Origin of the sequence: Candidatus Chloroploca asiatica, from assembly GCF_002532075.1 — a bacterium.
GTDB lineage: Bacteria > Chloroflexota > Chloroflexia > Chloroflexales > Chloroflexaceae > Chloroploca > Chloroploca asiatica.
Window position 1 is genome coordinate 165,433 of record NZ_LYXE01000063.1, and the last position, 20,467, is coordinate 185,899.

Here is a 20,467-nt window from a genome sequence, read left to right on the forward strand (position 1 = left end):
CAGCACCTAGACTGTCCCAAGGCGATAATTACGGCGGGTCAAGCCAGCAAGGATAGCGCCGGTCACGGCAATCAGCGCAAGCAGGACACCGAGCAAACCGGCAATATCAGCGAGACGCGCATTGTGCTGAACGATCTCGATGACGGGTTGCACAAGATAGTAGGTTGGAAAGATACGTGCGATCCACTGCGGAATGTCGGGAAAGAGGGCAATCAAGGCGGGCGCATACAAAAGCAAACCGATGGCCTTGATCGTGGCAAAGAGCGAATTGACATCCTTGACAAGCACTCCCATCACAATCCCCAGTTCGGCGGAGAAGATCGCCCCCAAGAGCAAGACCCCCGCGACAAGGCCAGTGCGCTCGTTAAGGGCACCATTGAGCGCAAGCACAACCAGCGCCATGACGGTACTCAAGCCAACGCCAAGCAAGCCCTTGGCAAGGTACACATCAGCGGTGGTCGCCGGCGTGATCGCCAACGCCGTCAGCGTCCGGTGCTGTTTTTCGCTGACCAGCGATGAAGCAGGGAGCATCATTGCCCCAAAGACGACACTCATCAAGATGAGCAGCGGCAAGATGCGATCTTGCCAAGGCAAGGCGACGGTATCGCCAAGTATCGTGGTCGTCAAAGTTACAGGTAGCTCCTGTCCCGCGATCTGACGCGTCCAGGCAACAAGGGCTGTACTGAGCAGAGCGCGATCCTTCAGCAGACTCTCGCCCCAGACATAAGCGATCATCGTTGTTGGTTGGCCTGCGGCAAGCTGCGCATCAAAATCTGCCGGTACGACCACGCCCATATCAATGGCCCCCCGACGAGTTGCTGCCTCGAGTTCAACCTGCGTAGCAAAGATCGTCAGCCGGATCGAGGTCATCGCAGCGGCTGATTGGCTCAACCGCGAGGATCCCTCATCAACGATACCAAGGCGGGGCTTGCCACTAAAGAGCGTCCCAAAGAGCAGCGCAAGGGCGAGGCTGAGGACAAGAGGAACCACCACAGCAAAGATAAAAATAATATTCTTGGGGCCCTGCACCAATTCACGATAGAGCAAAACCCCCACTCGATAGAGACTCATCGGAATCTCCTTTGCAGCGTCAGCGTACCAATGGTCATCAGTACCGCTGCATACGCCAGCAAGACCAGCAGATTGGCACCAACCTCGCGCCAGCCGGCCGCAAAATTAAGGGTACGAAAGAGGGTATCAACGAGATAATACGACGGGATCAGCCGCATCCAGTTGGAAGTCAGACCGGGGATCAAGAGGCTCAGCGTCGGCAACGCGAGCAAGAGCATCGCGAGGATGCCCCAACCCATCACCGACATCAAATCGCGCCCGACGGAAGCAATCAGGAACGCCACCCCGGTCACCATGGCCGCCCCAGCGAGAAGGGCGAGCAAATTCAACAAGGGCTGAGCCGTGAGGCCCCCGGTAACCAGCAAGAGCAACGCAGCCTGCGCAAAAGCAAAGAGCGACCCAAAGATCCCTTTCGCAAGAAAGAGCCCGCGCATCGTCAAAGGGGTCACCAGCAACGCCCGGATGGTACCACCCTCGACCTCACTCGCAATCAGACTGGCGAGACCGAGGCATTCCACCATCAAGATAAAGACCACCAGTAGTGGCAGCATGCGCTGGCGAGGGGCAATCTGCGCCCCGGCCATATCAGGGCCAAGCACCGTCTCGGTGACCTCAATTGGCAATTCCTGTCCAAGAATGAGAAAGACAAACTCTTGCAACGCCACCTGGTAGATGGACACAAACTCGGGGGGAACATCGGGGGCAAGGAAGAGGGTCACCTGAGGTTGCGTACCAGCCTGCAACTGAGCGGCGAGATCATCAGGAAAGACAAAGCCAACGGGAAGATCGCCGGCAAGGATGGCAGCCTGTAACTCTTCTGAGGTAGCAAAACGAGCGATGCGCACCTCATCAGCACTGCTCAACTCAGCCTCAAGCGCAGGAGGAGCCTCGGCGAGCACCAACCCGAGCGCAAGCGTCTCATCAACCGTTTTGGGAAGAAGAAAGTAGAGGCCGGTAAAAGCCACCAGCGACAAAACGGTCACAAGGGCAAAGAAGCGATTGGCAAAATAGCCCTTGAAATCCTTGGCAATGAGCGCGGTCAGCATCATCGTGGTCATGACGCAAGCCCCCGGCCAGTAATGCGAATGAAGATATCTTCAAGGGTCGCCTCGGCGCTATGCAAGGTGACGACCTGTTCACCCTGGAGCAAGGCAGCGACCTCGGCGGGGGTATCAGCGCGATCGAGCATAACCTCACGGCGCTGCAGAGTGCCATCGGGGGCGAGCACTTCGACGTACACCATACGCTCGCCATACTGCTGCTTGAGCGTATGCGGCGTATCGAGGGCGACGATGGTACCGCGATCAAGAAAGGCAACCCGATCACAGAGCAGATCGGCCTCGTGCATATCATGGGTCGTCAAAAAAATCGTCGCCCCGCGGGCCTGTTCCTCACGGATCACATGACGAATCGCCTGCGCCGACGTCGGATCAAGGCCCTCGGTTGGTTCGTCGAGAAAGAGCACATCGGGTTGATTGACGAGGGCACGTGCAACCATCAGACGCTGCTTCATCCCTTTGGAATAGCCTTCAACCTTATCTTTGCCGCGGCCATCGAGGCCAACCCGACGCAACAGTGCATCGGCATCAAAACCGCGCACCCCGAAGAGACGGGCAAAGAGATGCAGATTTTCGACACCACTCATCGTCTCGTAGAGATTCGTCAACTCGAAACAGACCCCGATCCGCGCTTGTACCTGTTTGGGATGACGGGCAACGTCAATGCCCAGGATCTTAATCTGGCCGGCCTGCGGACGCAACTGGCCAGTGAGCATCTTCACCGTTGTCGATTTGCCAGCACCATTGGGGCCAAGGAACCCAAAGATCTCGCCGGAAGCAACCTGGAAACTGATCTGGTCAACAGCAAGCAACGAGCCATAACGATAGACCAACTGCTCGGCAATAATTGAAGGAATAGGCATCAGAAGCCTCGTAGGGAAAGATGAAAGATGAAAGATGAAAAGGGAAGGGAGAGCGTAGGGTGAGAACATCAAGGATGCAATGTGTGTCGGTGTGCGGTTCAGTCACTGTGAACCTTATCTAAATTACCTTGATTGTACGTTGGGTGTCAATAGGTCTATGGTCGTAGGACCAACCTACTGATCACCCCATGCGCGCCCTGAGCGTGGGTGCAAACACCTCGGCGCGGTGAAGCGAGGCCTGCCCGCGGGATTGAGCAGATGCATTGCGGCAAGACCATTCGGGTTGTGTGACGCAACGGCGCAAAGGCGCGGAGGTTTGATGATTGTACATGCGCAGCTTTGCGCCTCTGCGGCTTTGCGTCAACTGAGCAAGGCAAGGTGGCAAAGAATTTAATGGCGTATGAGGGGCAAGTAGACCCGCGACAGCGGCGCAAGCGGTGTGGTGGTCGGTGTGATCGTGGGCATACGTGTTACGGTGGCCGTGCCGGTCGGTGTGGCTGTTAGCGTGCCGGTGGGCGTCGCCGTACCCGTCGCCGTACCGGTGGGCGTTGACGTCGCGGTGCCCGTTGCCGTACCCGTCGCCGTACCGGTGGGCGTTGACGTCGCGGTGCCCGTTGCCGTGCCAGTGGGCGTCGGCGTGACGGTGCGCGTCGGCGTCGCCGTGGTGGTGCCGGTGGGCGTCGGCGTGGCGGTGCGCGTCGCCGTGGCGGTGCGTGTTGGTGAAGCGGTTGGCGGGGCAGGGGTAGCCGTAGCCGTTGGGTTGTTGGCGCTCAGTGCAGTCAGGGCCGCATCAAGTTGCATGCGCGGCTTGATAATGGTAGGAAAACCGGAGCGTTGCGCAGCGATTGGTTTGCCGGTGATTTGCAGGGTGTTCAAGAGCAAGGTAACGCTTGCGGTAGGAGCAGCCTGCTTCAAGACGGCCCAGGCCCCGGCGACATGAGGTGCCGCCATTGAGGTGCCCGAATACCAGGCATAGGTAGTAGCTGGGACGGACGAGAGGGTAAAATGACCTGGAGCAAGTAAACTCAGAAACGAGGCACTATTCGAGAAACTTGCCACCTGATCAACGGGCAGGCCCGAGGAACTGGTCGTCGTTGCACCAACGCTGATTGCCGTCGAGATACAGGCCGGAAACGAGATTGCGTCACTATAGCTTGTATTGCCTGAAGCAACGACGGTCGCAATGCCAACACTGCGCAACGAGTCGATAATTTGCTTCATCGGATCATTATCACACGTCGTCGTATAGCGACCACCGCCGAGACTCATATTCACAGCAGCCAGCGCATAGGTATCGCGTAGGCCATAGACATGCTCAAGTGCCGCCATAAGATCGCTTGACCAAGCCGTCACACAATATGAAGAGCCACACGCAACGCGGGAAAAGACCTGCACCGCAATCAGACCAGCCTCAGGGGCAACCCCGGCGACCGTCTGGGGCACGCCACCGATCGAGAGAGTGATCGGCTTGCCGGCCACAATGCCAGCCACGTGCGTCCCGTGCGCACATCCCGTAATTGAGGCATCACATGCCTGACCTGAACCAGGTTGCGTTGAGGAACTGACCCCACCGGGACAGAGGCTTGTTGTACTCGAAGTATTGGAAGAGAAACAGGCTTCGGCGACCGTCTGACCGGCAAGAAAGGGATGCGTTGTCTGGACACCCGTATCGAGCACGGCGACCACGTACCCATCACCAGTAAAGCCTTGCGCCCAGGCCGTCGTTGCACCGATCAGTGCGGTACTCTCGTGGAGGTTAGCTTGCAACATCAGATCAGACTGAAGGCGCACCACCTCGGGGGAGGCAGCGAGTACCTGGAGCGCGGCAGCATCAACGTCGAGGGCCATAGCCGGGGTCAGAGTATAGCGATGGCGAATGGTGGCAACGTGCCCAGCAAGCCGAGACTGGACGGCATCCTGCGCCTGTTCAATGCGGCCGCGCTGGTCAGCGACGTCAGTCGCAGTCGTCAACGAGCCTTCGGGAACCGTGGGAACACCAAGCGTCACGATAACCTGTACACTGCCATCTGCCTGGGCGACTCTGCTCAATTCAGCGAGACGCTTGACAAAGTCAGGATCGCGCTGCGAGGCAACATGGGCGGCATGTGAACCAGACTGCTCAGCAAAACGGGCCTGGGCAGCATCACCAGTGGGAAACTGAACAAGCGTGAGCAGCAGCAATACAAAGAGAACCAGCGCATGCACAGCATAGCGGCGACGGCGCGGCAACGGTACTAACGATGAAAAACATGGCATCAGATCCCCCAGGTACGCGGCACAAAGATCCGCTTATGGCATCAAGCCCCCCAGGTACGCGGCACAAAGATCCGCTTAAAGATTTCGAGGGCATAGCGATCAGTCATGCCCGCGATATAATCCACGACGGCCCGTTCGATCGGTTCATCGCGTTCCCGGTTAATGCGTAGCAAATCAGGGGGAAGTTGTTCAGGATATTTGACAAAGTAGGCATAGAGCGTCTCGATCACAAAGCGAACCTTCTCATCATCAGCCTTCGCCTTCCGGTTCAAATAGACCTCGCGATACATAAACTCGCGCAGTCGGTTGGTGGCCTCGAGAATAGGAGCGCTCATCGCAATCAAGGGAGGATCGGGGGGCGTTCCTTCACCGGTGGCCCACCAGTTATGGGTAATCAGGTCACCAACCATCGTATTGAGGCGTTCACCGTGAGTATGACCGAGCCGATCGAGCAGATCGGCGGGCAAATCCTCTTTATGCAAAACACCAGCACGAAGAGCATCATCAATATCGTGATTGATATAGGCGACGCTATCACAGATCTTAATGATCTGCCCCTCCAGGGTATGGGCGGTACCCCAGGCTGTCATCATGATATCACGGCGCGCTTTAGAGTGGAGATAAATACCCTCGCGAACGTCATAAGTGAGATTGAGACCACGGCCATCGCGTTCGAGCACCTCGATGATCCGACGCGACTGTTCATTATGGCGGAAGTGGTCAGGGAAGATGCGGGTGAGGGCCGTCTCACCGGCGTGACCAAACGGAGCATGGCCGAGATCGTGGCCCAAACCAATCGCCTCGGTCAGATCCTCATTGAGATGCAAGGCCCGCGCCACCGTCCGCGAGACCTGCGTCACCTCGAGGGTATGAGTCAGGCGGGTACGATAGTGATCGCCAAGGGGCGCAATAAAAACCTGGGTTTTATGCTTCAAACGGCGAAATGGCTTCGAGTGCAAAATACGATCGCGATCACGTTGAAACGCCGGACGGATGGGACAGGGAGGTTCAGGATGTTCACGCACCGCATCGGCGCTAAAAGCCGCCAGAGGCGAAAGCGTCCGGCGTTCAAGTTCTTCTTGATACTCACGTACATGTGCAGAGACCATACGCCTTCCATTCTGGTGGCACGCGATGCCAGTTACGCTAGCACCTCGTGCCAGCAGACCAGGCCTTGCGATAAGGGCAGTTTTTCGTGCAGTCCTTCCGTTATTATTTTACCTCACTACGCAAACGAATCTTTTCTCAATAATGATCATTCCAGTGCTAGAATGATGGTGCAGGCGGAGCAACCGCCACATCTGATACCTCTCTCTCACATCCTCTATGGTCAAAGCGGCCTGTGCTGTCCCCCAGCACAGGCCGCTTTCGTTATCACCAGAGCGCATTCGACGGATCATGTTTCGACCACAACGGTATGCAGGCCCACAATCTGGCCTGTTGATGAGATCCCCAGCAGAAAGACATCGGCCTGATAGCCGCCGATGCGACAGGCAACCGGATTGGCAAGACGCTGCCGAAAGACCTCGCGCAGCGTCGCAAAGCGGGCCGCCTGAGCACGTTGCTCTGGCGACATCCAAGGCTCGGCACGAGCAGGGGCCGCCAGGAAGGCATCGGCGTCAAGCATGCGCATTGGAGCACCATCGGCAAGGGTGTGGCAAACCTGCGAGGGGGTCAGACCGGAGTATGCAGGGGGCACAAAAGGATCGAGGGGTGCATCAATTTCACTGGGATAGAGCAAGCCTTCGGCGGCCTGGGCAAGCGCAGCAAGATCAGGATGCGGATAGGGACGGCGGATCAACGGGAGAAAGACCTGGCTGGGGGCAGAACTCGGACGAGCACCGACTGGTGGATGTGCGAAAGCGAGCGTACAGGTCAACACAACAACCATCCATACAAGAACACGCATAACAACCTCTCTGTGGTGTAGGACTAATACGTGCCACATAAGCCCCTCGCCGCCACATCAACCCTCCCGTCAAAGGGTTTCTCCCCACGTACACCCACGGAACAGCCTGGACACCGGCGACCATCCGCTGGATGCCCGCGTGCGCGGGCATGACATGGGTGCGCCCCGCCCTGTCGTTCCCACGCACGCGGGAACCCAGGTTTGGGCCAGCCTGCGCCAACCACGGCGTGGCACACACTACTGCGGTGGGAGGCTTCATCAGGCACCCTTGCATAGGACAAGTGAAACCCATTGAGCCAACCCTCACCTGCGAGGGAGGCATCCGGCTCCTCAACCCAGCGGGGGGAGAGGCTTACGCCTAATAGACCGTTGAGAGGCGGCAAAGGATACGCTTGATTATGCGCTTGTGATGAGATTCTTTCTGTGGTATGCTGGCGTTTCCAAACATCCGGACCGAGGGTCGCCACTGTTGCGGCTGACACCAGAGTATCCTTGTCATCGATGTAGTTGCTGTTTGAGACAACCCCGATCATCTCTATGCAGATTCCAATCGATCATCCTGAAGCGTTATTAGCGTTGCTGCGCGTACTGCACGAGCAGATTCGTGATGCAGTGGTGACAGCCTGCGAACAGTCGGCAGTCGAAGAACTGGCTGGCGTGGCCGAAGATGGGCAGGCCGGCGATACGATCTATGCAATCGACCGGGTAAGTGAGGCGCTGCTCGTGGATTTTTTTGGTGAGCATGTGGCCCCACGCTGGCCGCTGGTGTTGTTCGCTGAGGGATTGCCGCCCGATGGTATCACGCTGCCGGTGGGGATGCCACCTGACAAAGCCGTGATCCGTGTGCTCGTTGATCCGATTGACGGCACCCGCGGCTTGATGTATCAGAAACGCCCGGCCTGGATACTGACCGGCGTGGCCCCCAATCATGGCCCGGCAACCCGCCTGCGTGACATTGTGCTGGCGGTGCAGACCGAGATTCCTCTGGTCAAGCAGCATCTCTGCGATACGCTCTGGGCGGTGGCTGGCGGGCCGCTGCACGCGGAACGACTCAATCGACTGAGTGGTGAACGGTGGCCGATCACACTGCGTCCATCACGAGCGACCACGATTGCCCACGGCTTTGCCATGATCAGCCGCTTCTTTCCGGGGGCACGGGAAGAACTCGCGGCGATTGATGAAGCGATGGTACGGGCGGTACTCGGCCCACCCCAGGCGGGCAAGGCCCACTGTTTTGAGGATCAGTATATCTGCTCGGGAGGCCAACTCTACGAGTTGATCGCTGGGCACGACCGGTTTGTCGCTGACCTACGCCCGCTGCTTGACCAATATATGGCAGCCCGCGGCGAAGCCCTGGGAATCTGTTGTCATCCGTATGATCTCTGTACGGCACTGCTGGCCGAACAAGCCGGGGTGCTCCTCACGGATGAGTATGGCAACCCATTCGATGCTCCTTTCACACTTGATGCTGACGTGGGCTGGATTGGCTATGCGAATGCAGCCATTCGGAGCCAGATCGAGCCTGTGCTCCTGGCTGAGTTACGCAGGCGGTTGAAATCAGGGAGTGCCAACTGAAGTCGGCACTCCGGTACACCCAATTCAAGCTTTAATAACCTTCAGCCCTTCATGTTCTGCGGAACGATGCCAACTTCGTTGGCATCGTTCCGCAGAGGAGTCCCTACGTGCCACATGAGTTTGAGCGTTTTCTGCAGGTTGTCCGGGCGGAACGAGATTTTTTTGGGCATACCGAGGGTTCTATCTACGCGAGTCGTGGGCCAGGTTGGGTTGATCTGGTTGGCGGCGCGGCTTTTGATGGCGGCACACTTGCGCTAGGCTGGCCACTTGGAACCGGGACATTTGTGGCTGTGCAACCACAGAGCGAACCCGTGATCGAGATACGTATCCTGCCTGACCCACACGCAACTGGGGAGGTTCACCCTCGCTCGGGACAACGCCAAAGAGACAAGAATCGCACTCCTCTTGCCGACGTTGCGTCATACAGGGTGCAGTGTCATCAATTAGCGACCCTCGATGGTACACCATCCAGCTATGGCGAGGGGAGAAAGGTGCTGAGCGAATTCCCGGCGATGGTGCAGATCGTCGGTGGGATCTGGCTCGCCCTGATGCGTGAAGAGTTTGTGCGTTTTCCAGGCGGGGTGAGGGTGCTGGTGCAGCCGAACAGCGGCCCTGGCGCAACAATGGGCCTTGGGGCGGCCATAGCGCAGGCACTTGTCGCGGCGTTTCAGGTACAGCTGGCCCCGCGTGAACTGGGTCTGCTGGTTCAGACGGCACTGCATCGGAGCAGTGGCACGAATCCGGGCGTGCTTGGGCCACTCGTCAGTGTCTGTAGCCACGCTGGGTCACTGCTGCTCGTGCATCAACAACCAGCCTGGCTCTGGGGCGAATTGCATCTCCCGCCGGGCACCGCACTGTGGGCGGTGGCGATCGGAGATGGACCGCCGATAGAACCCCAGCATCAATTGCAGGTGGCAACGGCGATGGCCTACCATCTCGTCGCTGAGGTGACCGCGACAGCGCCAAACGACGCAAACAGCTACTGGCGCGGGTATCTGAGCAACCTTGGAACAGCCCGCTATGAAGCACGGGTGCGTGCCACGTTGCCGGTGAGCCTGAGTGGGGCCGCGTTTCTGGAACGCGCAGACGTACCTGCCGGCATATCTATTGATCCTGCGGTATCCTATCCGGTGCGAGCAGCCGCAGCCCTCGCCGTTGAAGAACATCTACGCGCACGCATGATCGCGGCGCTATTACGGGCGGCGGCAAGCAAAGCTCAGCGCGACGAAGATCTGCATCTAGTCGGCGAATTACTGGCGCGCTCACACGGCGGCCAGCGTGCCGCAGGCTTGGGCGATCCGCGGGCCGACCGGCTCGTCGAAGTCATTGCCCTCGACGGGGGCAGCCTCGGTCTCTATGGGGCACGGGCAACCGCAGCGGCGTCGGGGGCAAGCCTGGTCGTGCTGGGCCATAACGATGCCGAAGCTGCGCTACAAACCCTCGTTGACAAGGTTGTCCAGGAGTCGGGATTGCATATGCGAATAACTGGCGGCACATCATCGGGAGCGCACGCATCCGGGGTACGCGAGGTGTGATAGCCTGCAACATCTGCAACGAAATTTCGTGTGAGGTAAAGAGATGATGCCACGCTTGATGGTCATTCTGCTGATAAGTCTGCTAACCACTGGATGCAGCAACCATGCGACGGATCAGCCAAGCATCACCGCGCTACCTACCTTCGAGGCAACGCTGACGCCAACGATGATTATGATGACCCCAACGATCGTCGGGACACCAACGCCAACAGCACGTGAACTGATGGCAACCACCCAGGCTGAAGAAGCCCGGATAGAGGCAACCACCCTTGCGGCGCAGCGGCAAGAGGTTGCGCAACAGGTCTTTCGTGACGATTTTGTCGATAATCGCAACGCCTGGTTTACCGGGGTGTTCAATGAGGTTGAAACAAATACCATCGAGGATGGCTTTTTCAAAATAGCCTGGACAGCCTCAGGGGCCTCGTACGAACTCTATGAGGTACGCGAGCTCAATAATTTCATTGCTGAACTCGACTGCCGCATTCACGAAGGTGATCGCAAGGGGAGCTGCAGCCTCGTTTTTGGGCATCAGGGTGAGTTGGGGTTTTACAAATACGAGCTCTTTGAGGATTACTACAGGCTCTTCATCATTCAGAGCAATGCTGAGCCAGGGATCCTGGCCGAAGGCGATCCGTCATCGGTGATCAGCGCACCTGGGGAACTCAACCAGCTACGCATCATCCGTGAAGGCACCCGCATCCAAATTGAACTGAACAACGTCATGCTTGCCAGGGTCAACGATAACACCTACCCTGGCGGCAAAGTTGGCGTCTCGACCAACTCATACAGCGACGTTGACAAGGTCGAAGTCTGGTTGGATCGCTTTGCGATCTGGAGCTTGCCGGAGTAAGTGTAGGTTCCTTCGCTAGAAAACCAGCATAACTGGCCTTGCGGCGAAGGAACCATGCGCAACCTTACAACACCACGCCAATGGCCCGCTGAATATCTTCTTCCTCTTCGATCTTCGCCAGCACCTCGGCTGAGGCTGGCTCATCGAGGGTCAAGACCATCATCGCCTGCTCGCGGGGCGCAAGGCGACCGACATACATACCCGAGATATTGACGTCACTGGTACCGAGCAACGTACCGACACGGCCGATCATACCGGGGCGGTCACGGTGATAGGTAAAGAGCAGCGGACCGTTGGGCACAAAGTCAACAAAATAGCCATCAGCCTGAATGATATGTGACTCGCCGCGCAAGACACTGCCACTGAAACAATGGAGATTCTCTGCCGTCTGGACATTGACAACCAGCAGGCCAGTATAGCTCTGCGCATCAGGATCAGTACGCTCGGTGAGACGCACACCGCGCTCGCGGGCGATGAGCGGCGCATTGACAGGCGTAATGCGCATGGGGCTATTGGCTTCAAGCAGACCTTGCAGCACCGCGAGGCGCACCGGGTGGGTATCTACTTCGGCCAGTTCACCGCGAAATTCGAGGTCATAGCTACGCACCGGATCAACAATCATCTGGGAGATCAGGCGCCCGAGTTGACGACCAAGGGTCATATAGGGCTGCAAGACACCCCACGATTCAGGGGCCACAAACGGTGCATTGACGGCATAACGTGGCGTTTCGCCGCCAAGCGCAGCCGCAACACCCTCGGCGACCTCGCTTCCGGCAGAGATCTGGGCTTCGGCGGTTGACGCACCAATATGGGGCACCGTAATGATCTTGGGGTGATGGGTCACCAGCGCATCAGGCGCGGGCGGCTCTTGACTAAACACATCAAGCGCAGCAGCGGTCAACTGGCCGCTATCAAGCGCTTCCATCAAAGCTGCCTCATCAACAATGCCACCACGGCTAGCATTGATCAAACACGCCCCACGCTTCATGCGCGCAATACGGCTGGCATCAAAGAGATTGCGGGTTCCCTCAACAAGAGGAATATGCAACGAAACAACATCACTCCGGGCGAGCAGATCGTCCATCGAAACCAACTCGACCCCGATCTGCTCAGCGCGGTCAAGCGAGACCACCGGATCATAGGCAAGAATCGTCATCTCGAGGGCACGGGCACGGATGGCGACTTCGGAACCGATCCGCCCGAGGCCAACGAGGCCAAGCGTCTTGCCCCGAACTTCCCAACCGACGAACTTCGTCCGCTCCCACTTGCCACTCTGGAGAGAAGCGTGGGCCTGAGGAATCGAGCGGGCAAGGCTGATGAGCAAGCCTATCGCAAGCTCGGCCACGGCAACATTATTGGAGGCAGGCGCATTGACGACAATAATGCCATTGCGGGTAGCCGCCTCAACATCAATGTTATCGACACCGGTTCCAGCGCGCCCGATCACCTTCAACTGCTTGCCTGCCGCAATGACCTCGGCGGTCACTTTGGTGGCCGAACGCACGACCAGGGCATCATACTCGGCAACCTGCGCAAGCAGCGCTGCCTTATCAAGATCGAGCTTAACATCAACCGCGCCCGCCCGCCTGAGAACGTCGAGGCCCTCAGCCGCAATCTTCTCTGTGACAAGAATCCGATCCATGAAAACATTCTCCAGCTATAGACATCAGCCAACACGAAAGAGGCCGATGCGCAAATCAGCCCACACTTTATCATACCAGAGCGAGTTTCAAGCAGAGTAATACCGCTGGATGCCCGCGTGCGCGGGCATGCCAAGGTTAGCCCTGCGCACGATGCAAGCGCTGTTCAAGCTCTTCGCAGATCGCGTGAAGGAGCAGACCGTGGACTTCCTGGATGCGGGCGCTGTTGTCGCTCGGCACCACGAGGCTATGATCGGCGAGGTTCAGTGCCAAACCGCCATCTTTGCCAAGCAGGGCAAACGTGATGAGACCCGCCTCACGGGCCGCATGTAGCGCGGCCAGAAGATTGGGCGAACCACCAGAGGTACTGAAGATAACCAGCAGATCGCCGGGCCGGCCAAGCGCCTGGATCTGACGGGCAAAGACCTGTTCGTAACCAAAATCATTGGCGATGCAGGTCAGCGCCCCAACATCGGTATTGAGGCAAATCCCAGCGAGCGGGCGGCGATCGCTCCGATAGCGCCCGACCAGTTCCTCGGCAAGATGGATCGCATCAGCGGCACTGCCACCATTGCCACACGTAAAGAGCGTCTGCCCGGCCAACACCGCCTCGGCAATGCGCTCAACGAACGCATCGACCGCCGCTGACTGCGCCGCAAAACGCTGGAGCACGGCAACGAGTTCATCGCATTGATCAGTAAAAGAGCTATGCATCACAAGAGTAACCATACTATACGGCGGCAAAATCTTTGGCATTGTAGCATACGTTCAAGCCAGCCACGATAGTAGTGCCAACTTCAGTCGGCCGCAGCAAGCGCCAACCCCGAAGCTACGCCCGTAAAAACATCCATCTCCTGGAGACGGTCGGCCCCGAATTTGTTGGCAAGCATTTTGACAAAGCGCGGCACGCGTGACGAGCCGCCGGTACGCAAGACGACATCAATATCGTCGGGCAAGAGATCGGCAGCGGCAAGCGCCCGATCAATGCACTGCTCAACAGCCCGCACATCAGGGCCAATCAGGCGGTCAAAATCCCAGCGTGGAATCACTTCATCAAAGGCAATCTCGCCCATGTGCATACCGAGCACCGTCTCGCGGGCCTCACTGAGCCGCACCTTGGCAGCTTCGACGGCCTCGTAGAGGGGCAAACCATAATTCTGGCGCACAAGCGAGCGGAGCGCACGCAATTCGCGTGGGCGGTCGCCAATTGCAATGGCCTCATCAATAATCTCAAGATAGTGGGGTTGAGTGAGATCGATGATCTGCTGCCACTCGCAGAGATGATCGAGCACATGGGTCGGGAAGGGCAAGCGACGAGAACCGAGGGTGGCACCTTCGCCAAAATGGGGCAAGAGGCGACCCATCACCAGGCGCTGATCAAGCAGATCGCCGCCCACGGGCACCCCATCGATCGCCAGAATCTGCCGACTACCGGAACCATCGAGGCGCATCACCGTGACATCAAGCGTACCGCCGCCAAAGTCAAAGACAAGCACATGCTCGGCGCGTCGGACAGTACGGGCATACGCCAGGGCCGCAGCCGTCGGTTCTTCGAGAAAGGTCACCTCGGGCAAACCGGCGAGCTTGCAGGCAGCCTGCATACGTTGAAACGCAAGTTCATTGCTAGCCGGATCGAGGCTATAGAAGACCGGACGCCCAATCACCATGCTGGTCACCTGGGTACCCAGCGCAGCCTCGGCCCGTTCAAGGATCATCCGTAGGGCAATCGCGATCAATTCCTCGAGCGTATACAAGGTACCAAACACATTGGTACGCGAAAAACTGCGGTCGCGCAGCCCTGTCTTGAGCGATTGAAAGAGCCGCCCCGGTGCATTCGCATCAACTTTCACATACAGGGCCTGTTGAATCGTCCCAAAATCAGCGAAGGTTACCTCGGCATCGCCAATATACTTCCATTCATACTCAACTTCGCGCCCAACATTGCCCTCGGTAAACCGATTGATCGCCTCACGACCAAGATAGGCAGCCCCTTCGCGAGTCATAAAGAGCGTTGAGCGCAGAATGCCTGGATTGGCATTCACCGGATCAAGTGGCAAGAGCCGAACCTGACTGCCATCATAGATGGCTGCGCTCGAATTTGTTGTCCCAAAATCCAGCCCGATACGCATTGCATTCTCCTCATCATGCGAGGGGTACCAGACGAAGGATACCTGACAGGAAAGAGGGTGTCAATGCGACGATCGACTGAAGTACGAGTGCATATCCTGCAACAGACTGATGCAAACGAACGTCAGATCAGGCATAATGAGAAAAGTTTGCACATAGCAACCGCGACAAGATTCATGTGGGTGGGTAGGGCAAGGCCCTACAACGCAAGGAGTTATCAACGATGGCTGCAACAGCCACACCTCAGAAACGCAACCGCAATGGACGGCGCTGGATCATTGGACTCGTCGTCATCGTGTTGGGCATTGCTGCGCTAACTGGCGTGGTCATGACCTTCCTGAATCAAGGGGCCACACCCGGCACCTTGCCTGCGGGTTGGCAGGAAGTCGAAGTTACCAGCGGAAGCATCACATCGTCGGTACGCGCCACAGGAAATGTCGAGCCACAGGCCGAGGCGCAGGTACGGTTTGAAACCAGTGGCACCGTCACCGAAATCATGGTGCAACCTGGTGACGTTATTGAAGCCGGTCAGCCCCTTGCCCGCATTGACACGACTACGCTTGAGTTGCGCGTACAGCAGGCCCAGGCGGATCTTACGCAGGCCCAGGCGGATCTTGAAGCCCTGCTGGCGGGTTCGACGGAAGAAGAACTTGCCGAGGCAAACGCACGCGTCGAGCAGGCACGGCGCCAGTATGCCCAAGCGGCAGGAAGTGTCAGTGCAGCTGACGTGAGCGCAGCCCGTGCCGAGCTTGAGAGTGCTCAGGCCCGGCTGGCCCGGCTGGAAGCAGGCCCCGCGACCGACGAACTGGCAAGCGCCAACGAACGGGTGCAGAGTGCCCAGACGAATCTCGCCAACGCACGCACAAATCTGAGTGCAGCAAAAGAACGCGCCCGCAACGATCTGGAAACACGCGCCAACGCCTTGCGCAACGTCCAGGATGAGTATAGCCGGATCTACTGGGAAAACCGTGAACTTGAACGCTTGCCAACGGATCTCCCCCAAGAGCGGCGCGATCGCGAAGAGCAAGCGGCACGCAATGTGACTGATGCCGAAACAGCCTTGCGCAATGCCCAGACGGCCTACGAACAGGCGCAACAAGAAGAGATTAACAGCCTTGCCGCCCGCGAAGCCGAGTTGAACAGTGCCATCGCAGCGCGTGATCGCCTGCTCCGTGGCACTGAAACCGAGACCATCGCCGAGGCTCGCGCCGCCGTGCAACGTGCCCGCGCTCGCCTTGATCAATTGACCGGGGCGCAACGCCAGAGTGAGCTCGCGACCCAACAATCGGGTATCGAAATTGCGCAGGCGTCACTCGATCGTCTGCTTGCCGAGCCGAGCAGCGCCGCCCTCACCGCTCGCGAAGCCGGATTGATCCGCGCCGAAGTGGCCCTCAAGAGTGCCCAGCGTGACCTGGGTCAAGGCACCCTGGTGGCCCCCTTTGCGGCGACGGTTGCCCGCGTTGATATGCGCGTAGGTGAACCTGCCGACGCATCAGCCGTGATTGCCCTAGCCGATCTGAGCAGCTTTCACGTCGATTTGCCCGTCGATGAACTCGATATCGCCGAAGTGCAGCTTGAGCAGCGGGCAACGATTGAACTCGATGCCCTACCTGGTGCACGGCTCGGCGGCGTTGTAACGGCGATTGCCCCGCTCGCCACACGTAGCGAAACGGGAACCACGACCTACGAAGTCACGGTCACCTTTGACGAGGAGAGCCCGGGCGTACGGTCTGGGATGACGGCGGTCGTCGCGATCATTACCGAGGAAAAAGAGGATGTTGTCCTTGTGCCACGACGTGCGGTGCGTGCCGAGGGCGGGCAGAGCTTTGTCCTGGTGCCCAATCCTGCGCTTGTGCCGCAACCAGCGATACCGGGGCAACCTGCAGCGCTACCTGGTGATCGCCGACCGGTGACCATTGGCCTAAGCAGCAGTGAGTTTGTTGAAATCGTTGAGGGGATTACCCCGGGAGAGCGCGTCCTGGTACAGGATGTGGTGAGCACCTTCAATCCAGCTGGCCCGCCGAATTAAGTCGCTGAGCGCGCGGGCGGGCCGCTCGCGTGCTCAGGAGGTCAACAAACTTCGTTCACAACCTACGAATTATCCTGACTCTTGTGCTTGCTGGCAACAAGAGTCAACAGGAAGCGATGCCATGACTGATTTGATTGTCGTCAAGAACCTCACCAAAGTGTACCGTATGGGTGATGTCGAGGTTCACGCCCTGCGTGGGGTTTCACTGACCATTCGTGAGGGTGAGATGGTCGCCATTATGGGGCCATCGGGCAGTGGCAAAAGTACCCTGATGAATATCATTGGCTGCCTTGACCAGCCGAGCGATGGCGAATACTACCTCGACGGGGTCAGCGTGGCAGATCTCAACGACAACCAGTTAGCCGAGATCCGCAACCAGAAGATCGGCTTTGTCTTTCAGCAGTATATGCTGCTACAACGCACAACCGCGCTGCGCAACGTTGAACTGCCGATGCTCTATGGCGGCAAAGGGGGCAGTCGCCACGAACGCGCCATGGCGGCCCTGGCAGCCGTCGGCATGGACGAACGCATGCACCACAAACCCAACGAGCTCTCGGGTGGGCAACAGCAACGTGTGGCAATTGCCCGTGCCCTCGTCAACGAACCGCGCATTATCATGGCCGACGAACCCACAGGGGCCCTCGACACCCGCACCGGCGAAGAGATTATGGGCATTTTTCAAAAACTCAACCGCGATCAGGGCATTACGGTGATCCTCGTCACCCATGAACACGATGTTGCCCAACACGCCGCACGCATTATTAGCGTGCGCGACGGGGTTATTGCCGGCGACGAACCCGTACAAGGTCGCATTCTCGCAGGGACCCCGGTCGCTGCGATTGGAACCGAGGCCGAAGCAATGGATGAGGTCGCATCGTGAATCTGATCGAATCCTTTCGCATCGCCCTGCAGGCTCTGCTCAGCAACAAACTCCGGGCCTTGTTGACGATGCTCGGCATCATTATTGGCGTTGGGGCTGTCATTGGCATGTTGGCGATGGGCAACGGGTTTCAGGGCTTTCTGAATAGTCAGTTTGCGCAACTTGGGGCGGGTAACTTCTATGTAGCCCCCTTTATTGATAGCAACCGGATTGATGTGCTCACCTCGGCACGCTTGACGGCGAGTGATGCACGGGCCATCATGCAACCAGGCCGCGCCCCGGCAGTCAGCCAGGTTGCGATCGAGTTCAGTGGTAACGCCCAGGTAAGTGCCGGCGGTCAGCGGCGCACCTACAGCGTGCGAGCGGTCAACCCCGAGTGGTTCGAAGTGACCCCTCAGGATCTCGGGCCGGGCCGTCTCTTCACGAGCGACGAGAACCAGGATCGCGCACGGGTCGCCGTGCTTGGCAGCATTGTGGCTGAACGCATGTTTGGTGATATCAATAGTGCGGTTGGTCAGCGGCTCGATCTCAATGGCGTCGGCTTCGATGTGATCGGTGTTTTGACGACCCCTGAAGGCACCTTCAGTATCGGGGCCGATCCTGCCGAAGCGATCTTCATTCCCTATCATACTGGGGTCGCCCGACTCTATCGGAATCAGGTCAATGATCGTATTGACGTTTCAATTATCACGATCAAAGCCCGGAGTGTGAATGAGGTTGATGAGGCGATTCGTCAGGTGACCGCGATTCTGCGCGAGCAGCACCGTCTGACCTATCAAGATAATGATTTTTCGATCATCAACCCCGAACAGATCGCCGCCCAACTCAATAGCGTGATCGGAGCCTTCAACTCTTTTCTCGGGCTCGTGGCCGGTATTTCGCTCGTCGTTGGGGGTATTGGGATTATGAATATCATGCTCGTCAGTGTGACTGAACGCACGCGTGAGATTGGGCTTCGTCGTGCTGTTGGAGCGAAACAGCGTGATATTCTTTGGCAATTTTTGATCGAGGCGTTGGTGCTTTGTCTGATCGGAGCAGCAATAGGCACAGTCTTAGGCTATGGGCTCTCGTTCATCGGAACCTTTGTCCTGGTTAGTCTGTTCAATGCCGAAGGCGCTGAAGCTACGGTCAATATGAGCAATATCATGCTGGCAAGCAGCATTGCAGCCATCATCGGCATTATCTTTGGCTTCTTTCCGGCTCTCCAGGCCTCCCGTCTGAACCCGATTGAAGCCCTTCGTACCGAATAGAGACTATGGCGCTTTTAGAATCCTTTCGCATTGCCTGGGGCGCAATGCTTACCCACAAACTACGTTCGTTGTTGACGATGCTTGGCATCATTATCGGTGTCGGAGCAGTAGTCGGCATGCTCGCGATTGGCGAAGGCTACGCTCGCTACATTGATGCCGAGTTCAATTCGCTTGGGGTTGGCACATTTTATGTCAATCCATCAGTCGACCGCGACGCCGACGACGAGACGCTGAGGCCACAGTTGACCGCGGCCAACGCTGCGGCGCTGATGGAGCCGGGACGAGCACCAGCGATCGATCTGGTGGTAATCGAACTGAACCGGAACGGGGTTGTGAGTGCGGGAGGTGAACGCTTCCTCTTTGGGGTCAAAGGGGTGACACCCGGATTCTTTACCATCGGTGCCCAAGAACTTGGTGATGGGCGTTACTTTACCGACGAGGAAGATCTCGCTAGCGCACGAGTTGCCGTCATCGGGCAAAATGTCGCCACCACGCTCTTTGGAGGCATTGAAGGGTCGGTCGGCCAACGCATCACCGTCAACGGGGTACAATTCGAGGTCATCGGGGTCTCGGTCGCGCAACAGAGCCAGATCTCTGGCGCGTTCGGACGGTTCAGTGACCCAGGTGAGCAGGTCTATCTGCCATATCGCACCGCCCGTGACCGGCTCTTCCGCAACGACGTCACAACACGGGTTGATGTCTCGAGCCTGACGGTACGCGCACGTGATGTCGATCTGATTGATGAAGCGATCCGGCAGGTGACCGAAGTGTTGCGCGAAGAGCATCGGCTGACCTACCAGGCCAACGATTTTCGAATCACCAATCCCGCGCAACTCTCGGCGCAGTTTCAAGCGATCACCGTGGGCTTCAGTGCTTTTCTGGGCACCATCGGGGGGATCTCGCTGCTTGTTGGAGGCATTGGCATCATGAATATTATGCTCGTCAGTGTCGCCCAGCGCACCCGCGAAATCGGCCTGCGCAAGGCAGTCGGGGCCAAACGACGTGATATCCTGCTCCAATTCTTGATCGAAGCCCTGGTACTCTGCCTCGCCGGTGGCGCAATCGGGATCGGCCTGGGGTATCTGCTCTCGTTCGGGGGAACCTTTGTACTCTACGCGATTTCGCAAGACCCCAATATCCGTGCCAGTGTCTCGCTCTTCTCGATCATCCTGGCGACTTCCATCTCGGCGAGCATCGGGATCTTTTTCGGACTTTTCCCAGCGATCCGTGCGGCGCGGCTTGACCCAATCCGTGCCCTGCGCAATGAGTGAAGAAGATGCCATCGCCCTCTTCCAAGGCCTAGGGCGATGGCATCTTCCGTGTATGCACCCGCACGGGCACCCGCAAGGGGTGCCCCTACACCGGATGCGGCCCCGCCCCGGTACGGGCACCCCTTGCGGGTGCCCCGTTGTATCCGATTTCGT

At 58.1% G+C, this 20,467-nt stretch carries 16 protein-coding genes; 7 read left to right on the top strand and 9 right to left on the bottom strand.

Annotation, left to right across the window (positions count from 1 at the left end; genetic code table 11):
• Positions 1-6: 6 nt before the first annotated feature.
• From A9Q02_RS06495 to A9Q02_RS06520, 6 genes are all read right to left on the bottom strand, one after another.
• Complete coding sequence (locus A9Q02_RS06495) at positions 7-1,071, bottom strand: ABC transporter permease (RefSeq protein ID WP_097651526.1); 1,065 nt, start codon at positions 1,069-1,071, stop codon at positions 7-9.
• On the bottom strand, positions 1,068-2,129 hold the full coding sequence (locus A9Q02_RS06500) for an ABC transporter permease (protein ID WP_097651527.1): 1,062 nt from the start codon (positions 2,127-2,129) through the stop codon (positions 1,068-1,070). The genes A9Q02_RS06495 and A9Q02_RS06500 overlap by 4 nt, the downstream gene beginning before the upstream one ends.
• Positions 2,126-2,992 carry an ABC transporter ATP-binding protein gene (locus A9Q02_RS06505; RefSeq protein ID WP_097651528.1) on the bottom strand — a complete coding sequence of 289 codons (867 nt, stop codon included), beginning with the start codon at positions 2,990-2,992 and terminating at the stop codon, positions 2,126-2,128. The genes A9Q02_RS06500 and A9Q02_RS06505 overlap by 4 nt, the downstream gene beginning before the upstream one ends.
• Positions 2,993-3,382: 390 nt before the next feature.
• Positions 3,383-5,248 (bottom strand): S8 family peptidase, encoded by a 1,866-nt coding sequence (locus A9Q02_RS06510; protein ID WP_097651529.1) that lies wholly within the window; start codon positions 5,246-5,248, stop codon positions 3,383-3,385.
• Between the two features lie 41 nt (positions 5,249-5,289).
• Positions 5,290-6,357: a deoxyguanosinetriphosphate triphosphohydrolase gene (locus tag A9Q02_RS06515; RefSeq protein ID WP_097651530.1), complete on the bottom strand. Its 1,068-nt coding sequence runs from the start codon at positions 6,355-6,357 to the stop codon at positions 5,290-5,292.
• Positions 6,358-6,644: 287 nt separating this feature from the next.
• On the bottom strand, positions 6,645-7,157 hold the full coding sequence (locus A9Q02_RS06520; protein WP_172450731.1) for a nuclease A inhibitor family protein: 513 nt from the start codon (positions 7,155-7,157) through the stop codon (positions 6,645-6,647).
• A gap of 537 nt (positions 7,158-7,694) precedes the next feature.
• On the opposite strand from A9Q02_RS06520, the gene A9Q02_RS06525 reads away from it, so the two are divergent.
• The 3 genes from A9Q02_RS06525 (at position 7,695) to A9Q02_RS06535 (ending at position 11,117) form a co-directional block, all read left to right on the top strand.
• On the top strand, positions 7,695-8,732 hold the full coding sequence (locus A9Q02_RS06525) for an inositol monophosphatase (RefSeq protein WP_245860424.1): 1,038 nt from the start codon (positions 7,695-7,697) through the stop codon (positions 8,730-8,732).
• Between the two features lie 107 nt (positions 8,733-8,839).
• The gene (locus tag A9Q02_RS06530) at positions 8,840-10,267 is read left to right on the top strand and encodes a hypothetical protein (RefSeq protein WP_097651532.1); all 1,428 of its coding nucleotides are present in this window, start codon (positions 8,840-8,842) and stop codon (positions 10,265-10,267) included.
• Between the two features lie 43 nt (positions 10,268-10,310).
• A complete protein-coding gene (locus tag A9Q02_RS06535; RefSeq protein ID WP_097651533.1) occupies positions 10,311-11,117 on the top strand; it encodes a LamG domain-containing protein in 807 nt (268 codons plus the stop codon).
• Positions 11,118-11,181: 64 nt separating this feature from the next.
• Here the strand turns inward: A9Q02_RS06535 and serA are convergent, their stop codons facing one another.
• The 3 genes from serA to A9Q02_RS06550 all read right to left on the bottom strand — a co-directional run bounded on the left by serA (position 11,182) and on the right by A9Q02_RS06550 (position 14,886).
• Positions 11,182-12,759 carry a phosphoglycerate dehydrogenase gene (serA, locus tag A9Q02_RS06540; protein WP_097651534.1) on the bottom strand — a complete coding sequence of 526 codons (1,578 nt, stop codon included), beginning with the start codon at positions 12,757-12,759 and terminating at the stop codon, positions 11,182-11,184.
• 136 nt (positions 12,760-12,895) lie between these two features.
• Entirely contained in the window at positions 12,896-13,513 is a 618-nt protein-coding gene (locus A9Q02_RS06545) for a D-sedoheptulose-7-phosphate isomerase (protein ID WP_245860425.1), read from the bottom strand.
• Between the two features lie 41 nt (positions 13,514-13,554).
• Positions 13,555-14,886 carry an Hsp70 family protein gene (locus tag A9Q02_RS06550; RefSeq protein ID WP_097651535.1) on the bottom strand — a complete coding sequence of 444 codons (1,332 nt, stop codon included), beginning with the start codon at positions 14,884-14,886 and terminating at the stop codon, positions 13,555-13,557.
• A gap of 221 nt (positions 14,887-15,107) precedes the next feature.
• Between A9Q02_RS06550 and A9Q02_RS06555 the strand changes: the two genes are divergently transcribed.
• The 4 genes from A9Q02_RS06555 (at position 15,108) to A9Q02_RS06570 (ending at position 20,314) form a co-directional block, all read left to right on the top strand.
• Complete coding sequence (locus A9Q02_RS06555) at positions 15,108-16,913, top strand: HlyD family efflux transporter periplasmic adaptor subunit (RefSeq protein ID WP_097651536.1); 1,806 nt, start codon at positions 15,108-15,110, stop codon at positions 16,911-16,913.
• 121 nt (positions 16,914-17,034) lie between these two features.
• Complete coding sequence (locus tag A9Q02_RS06560) at positions 17,035-17,793, top strand: ABC transporter ATP-binding protein (RefSeq protein ID WP_097651537.1); 759 nt, start codon at positions 17,035-17,037, stop codon at positions 17,791-17,793.
• The gene (locus A9Q02_RS06565; RefSeq protein WP_097651538.1) at positions 17,790-19,043 is read left to right on the top strand and encodes an ABC transporter permease; all 1,254 of its coding nucleotides are present in this window, start codon (positions 17,790-17,792) and stop codon (positions 19,041-19,043) included. Before A9Q02_RS06560 ends, A9Q02_RS06565 begins: the two co-directional genes overlap by 4 nt.
• Before the next feature lie 5 nt (positions 19,044-19,048).
• Complete coding sequence (locus tag A9Q02_RS06570) at positions 19,049-20,314, top strand: ABC transporter permease (RefSeq protein WP_097651539.1); 1,266 nt, start codon at positions 19,049-19,051, stop codon at positions 20,312-20,314.
• The last annotated feature ends 153 nt before the right edge of the window (positions 20,315-20,467 follow it).

Coding starts and splice junctions, on each gene's coding strand:
- A9Q02_RS06495 (WP_097651526.1), bottom strand. CDS start 1,071: ATGAGTCTCTATCGAGTGGGGGTTTTGCTCTATCGTGAATTGGTGCAG.
- A9Q02_RS06520 (WP_172450731.1), bottom strand. CDS start 7,157: ATGCGTGTTCTTGTATGGATGGTTGTTGTGTTGACCTGTACGCTCGCT.
- serA (WP_097651534.1), bottom strand. CDS start 12,759: ATGGATCGGATTCTTGTCACAGAGAAGATTGCGGCTGAGGGCCTCGAC.
- A9Q02_RS06555 (WP_097651536.1), top strand. CDS start 15,108: ATGGCTGCAACAGCCACACCTCAGAAACGCAACCGCAATGGACGGCGC.
- A9Q02_RS06500 (WP_097651527.1), bottom strand. CDS start 2,129: ATGACCACGATGATGCTGACCGCGCTCATTGCCAAGGATTTCAAGGGC.
- A9Q02_RS06550 (WP_097651535.1), bottom strand. CDS start 14,886: ATGCGTATCGGGCTGGATTTTGGGACAACAAATTCGAGCGCAGCCATC.
- A9Q02_RS06535 (WP_097651533.1), top strand. CDS start 10,311: ATGATGCCACGCTTGATGGTCATTCTGCTGATAAGTCTGCTAACCACT.
- A9Q02_RS06515 (WP_097651530.1), bottom strand. CDS start 6,357: ATGGTCTCTGCACATGTACGTGAGTATCAAGAAGAACTTGAACGCCGG.
- A9Q02_RS06505 (WP_097651528.1), bottom strand. CDS start 2,992: ATGCCTATTCCTTCAATTATTGCCGAGCAGTTGGTCTATCGTTATGGC.
- A9Q02_RS06510 (WP_097651529.1), bottom strand. CDS start 5,248: ATGCCATGTTTTTCATCGTTAGTACCGTTGCCGCGCCGTCGCCGCTAT.
- A9Q02_RS06560 (WP_097651537.1), top strand. CDS start 17,035: ATGACTGATTTGATTGTCGTCAAGAACCTCACCAAAGTGTACCGTATG.
- A9Q02_RS06545 (WP_245860425.1), bottom strand. CDS start 13,513: ATGCCAAAGATTTTGCCGCCGTATAGTATGGTTACTCTTGTGATGCAT.
- A9Q02_RS06570 (WP_097651539.1), top strand. CDS start 19,049: ATGGCGCTTTTAGAATCCTTTCGCATTGCCTGGGGCGCAATGCTTACC.
- A9Q02_RS06525 (WP_245860424.1), top strand. CDS start 7,695: ATGCAGATTCCAATCGATCATCCTGAAGCGTTATTAGCGTTGCTGCGC.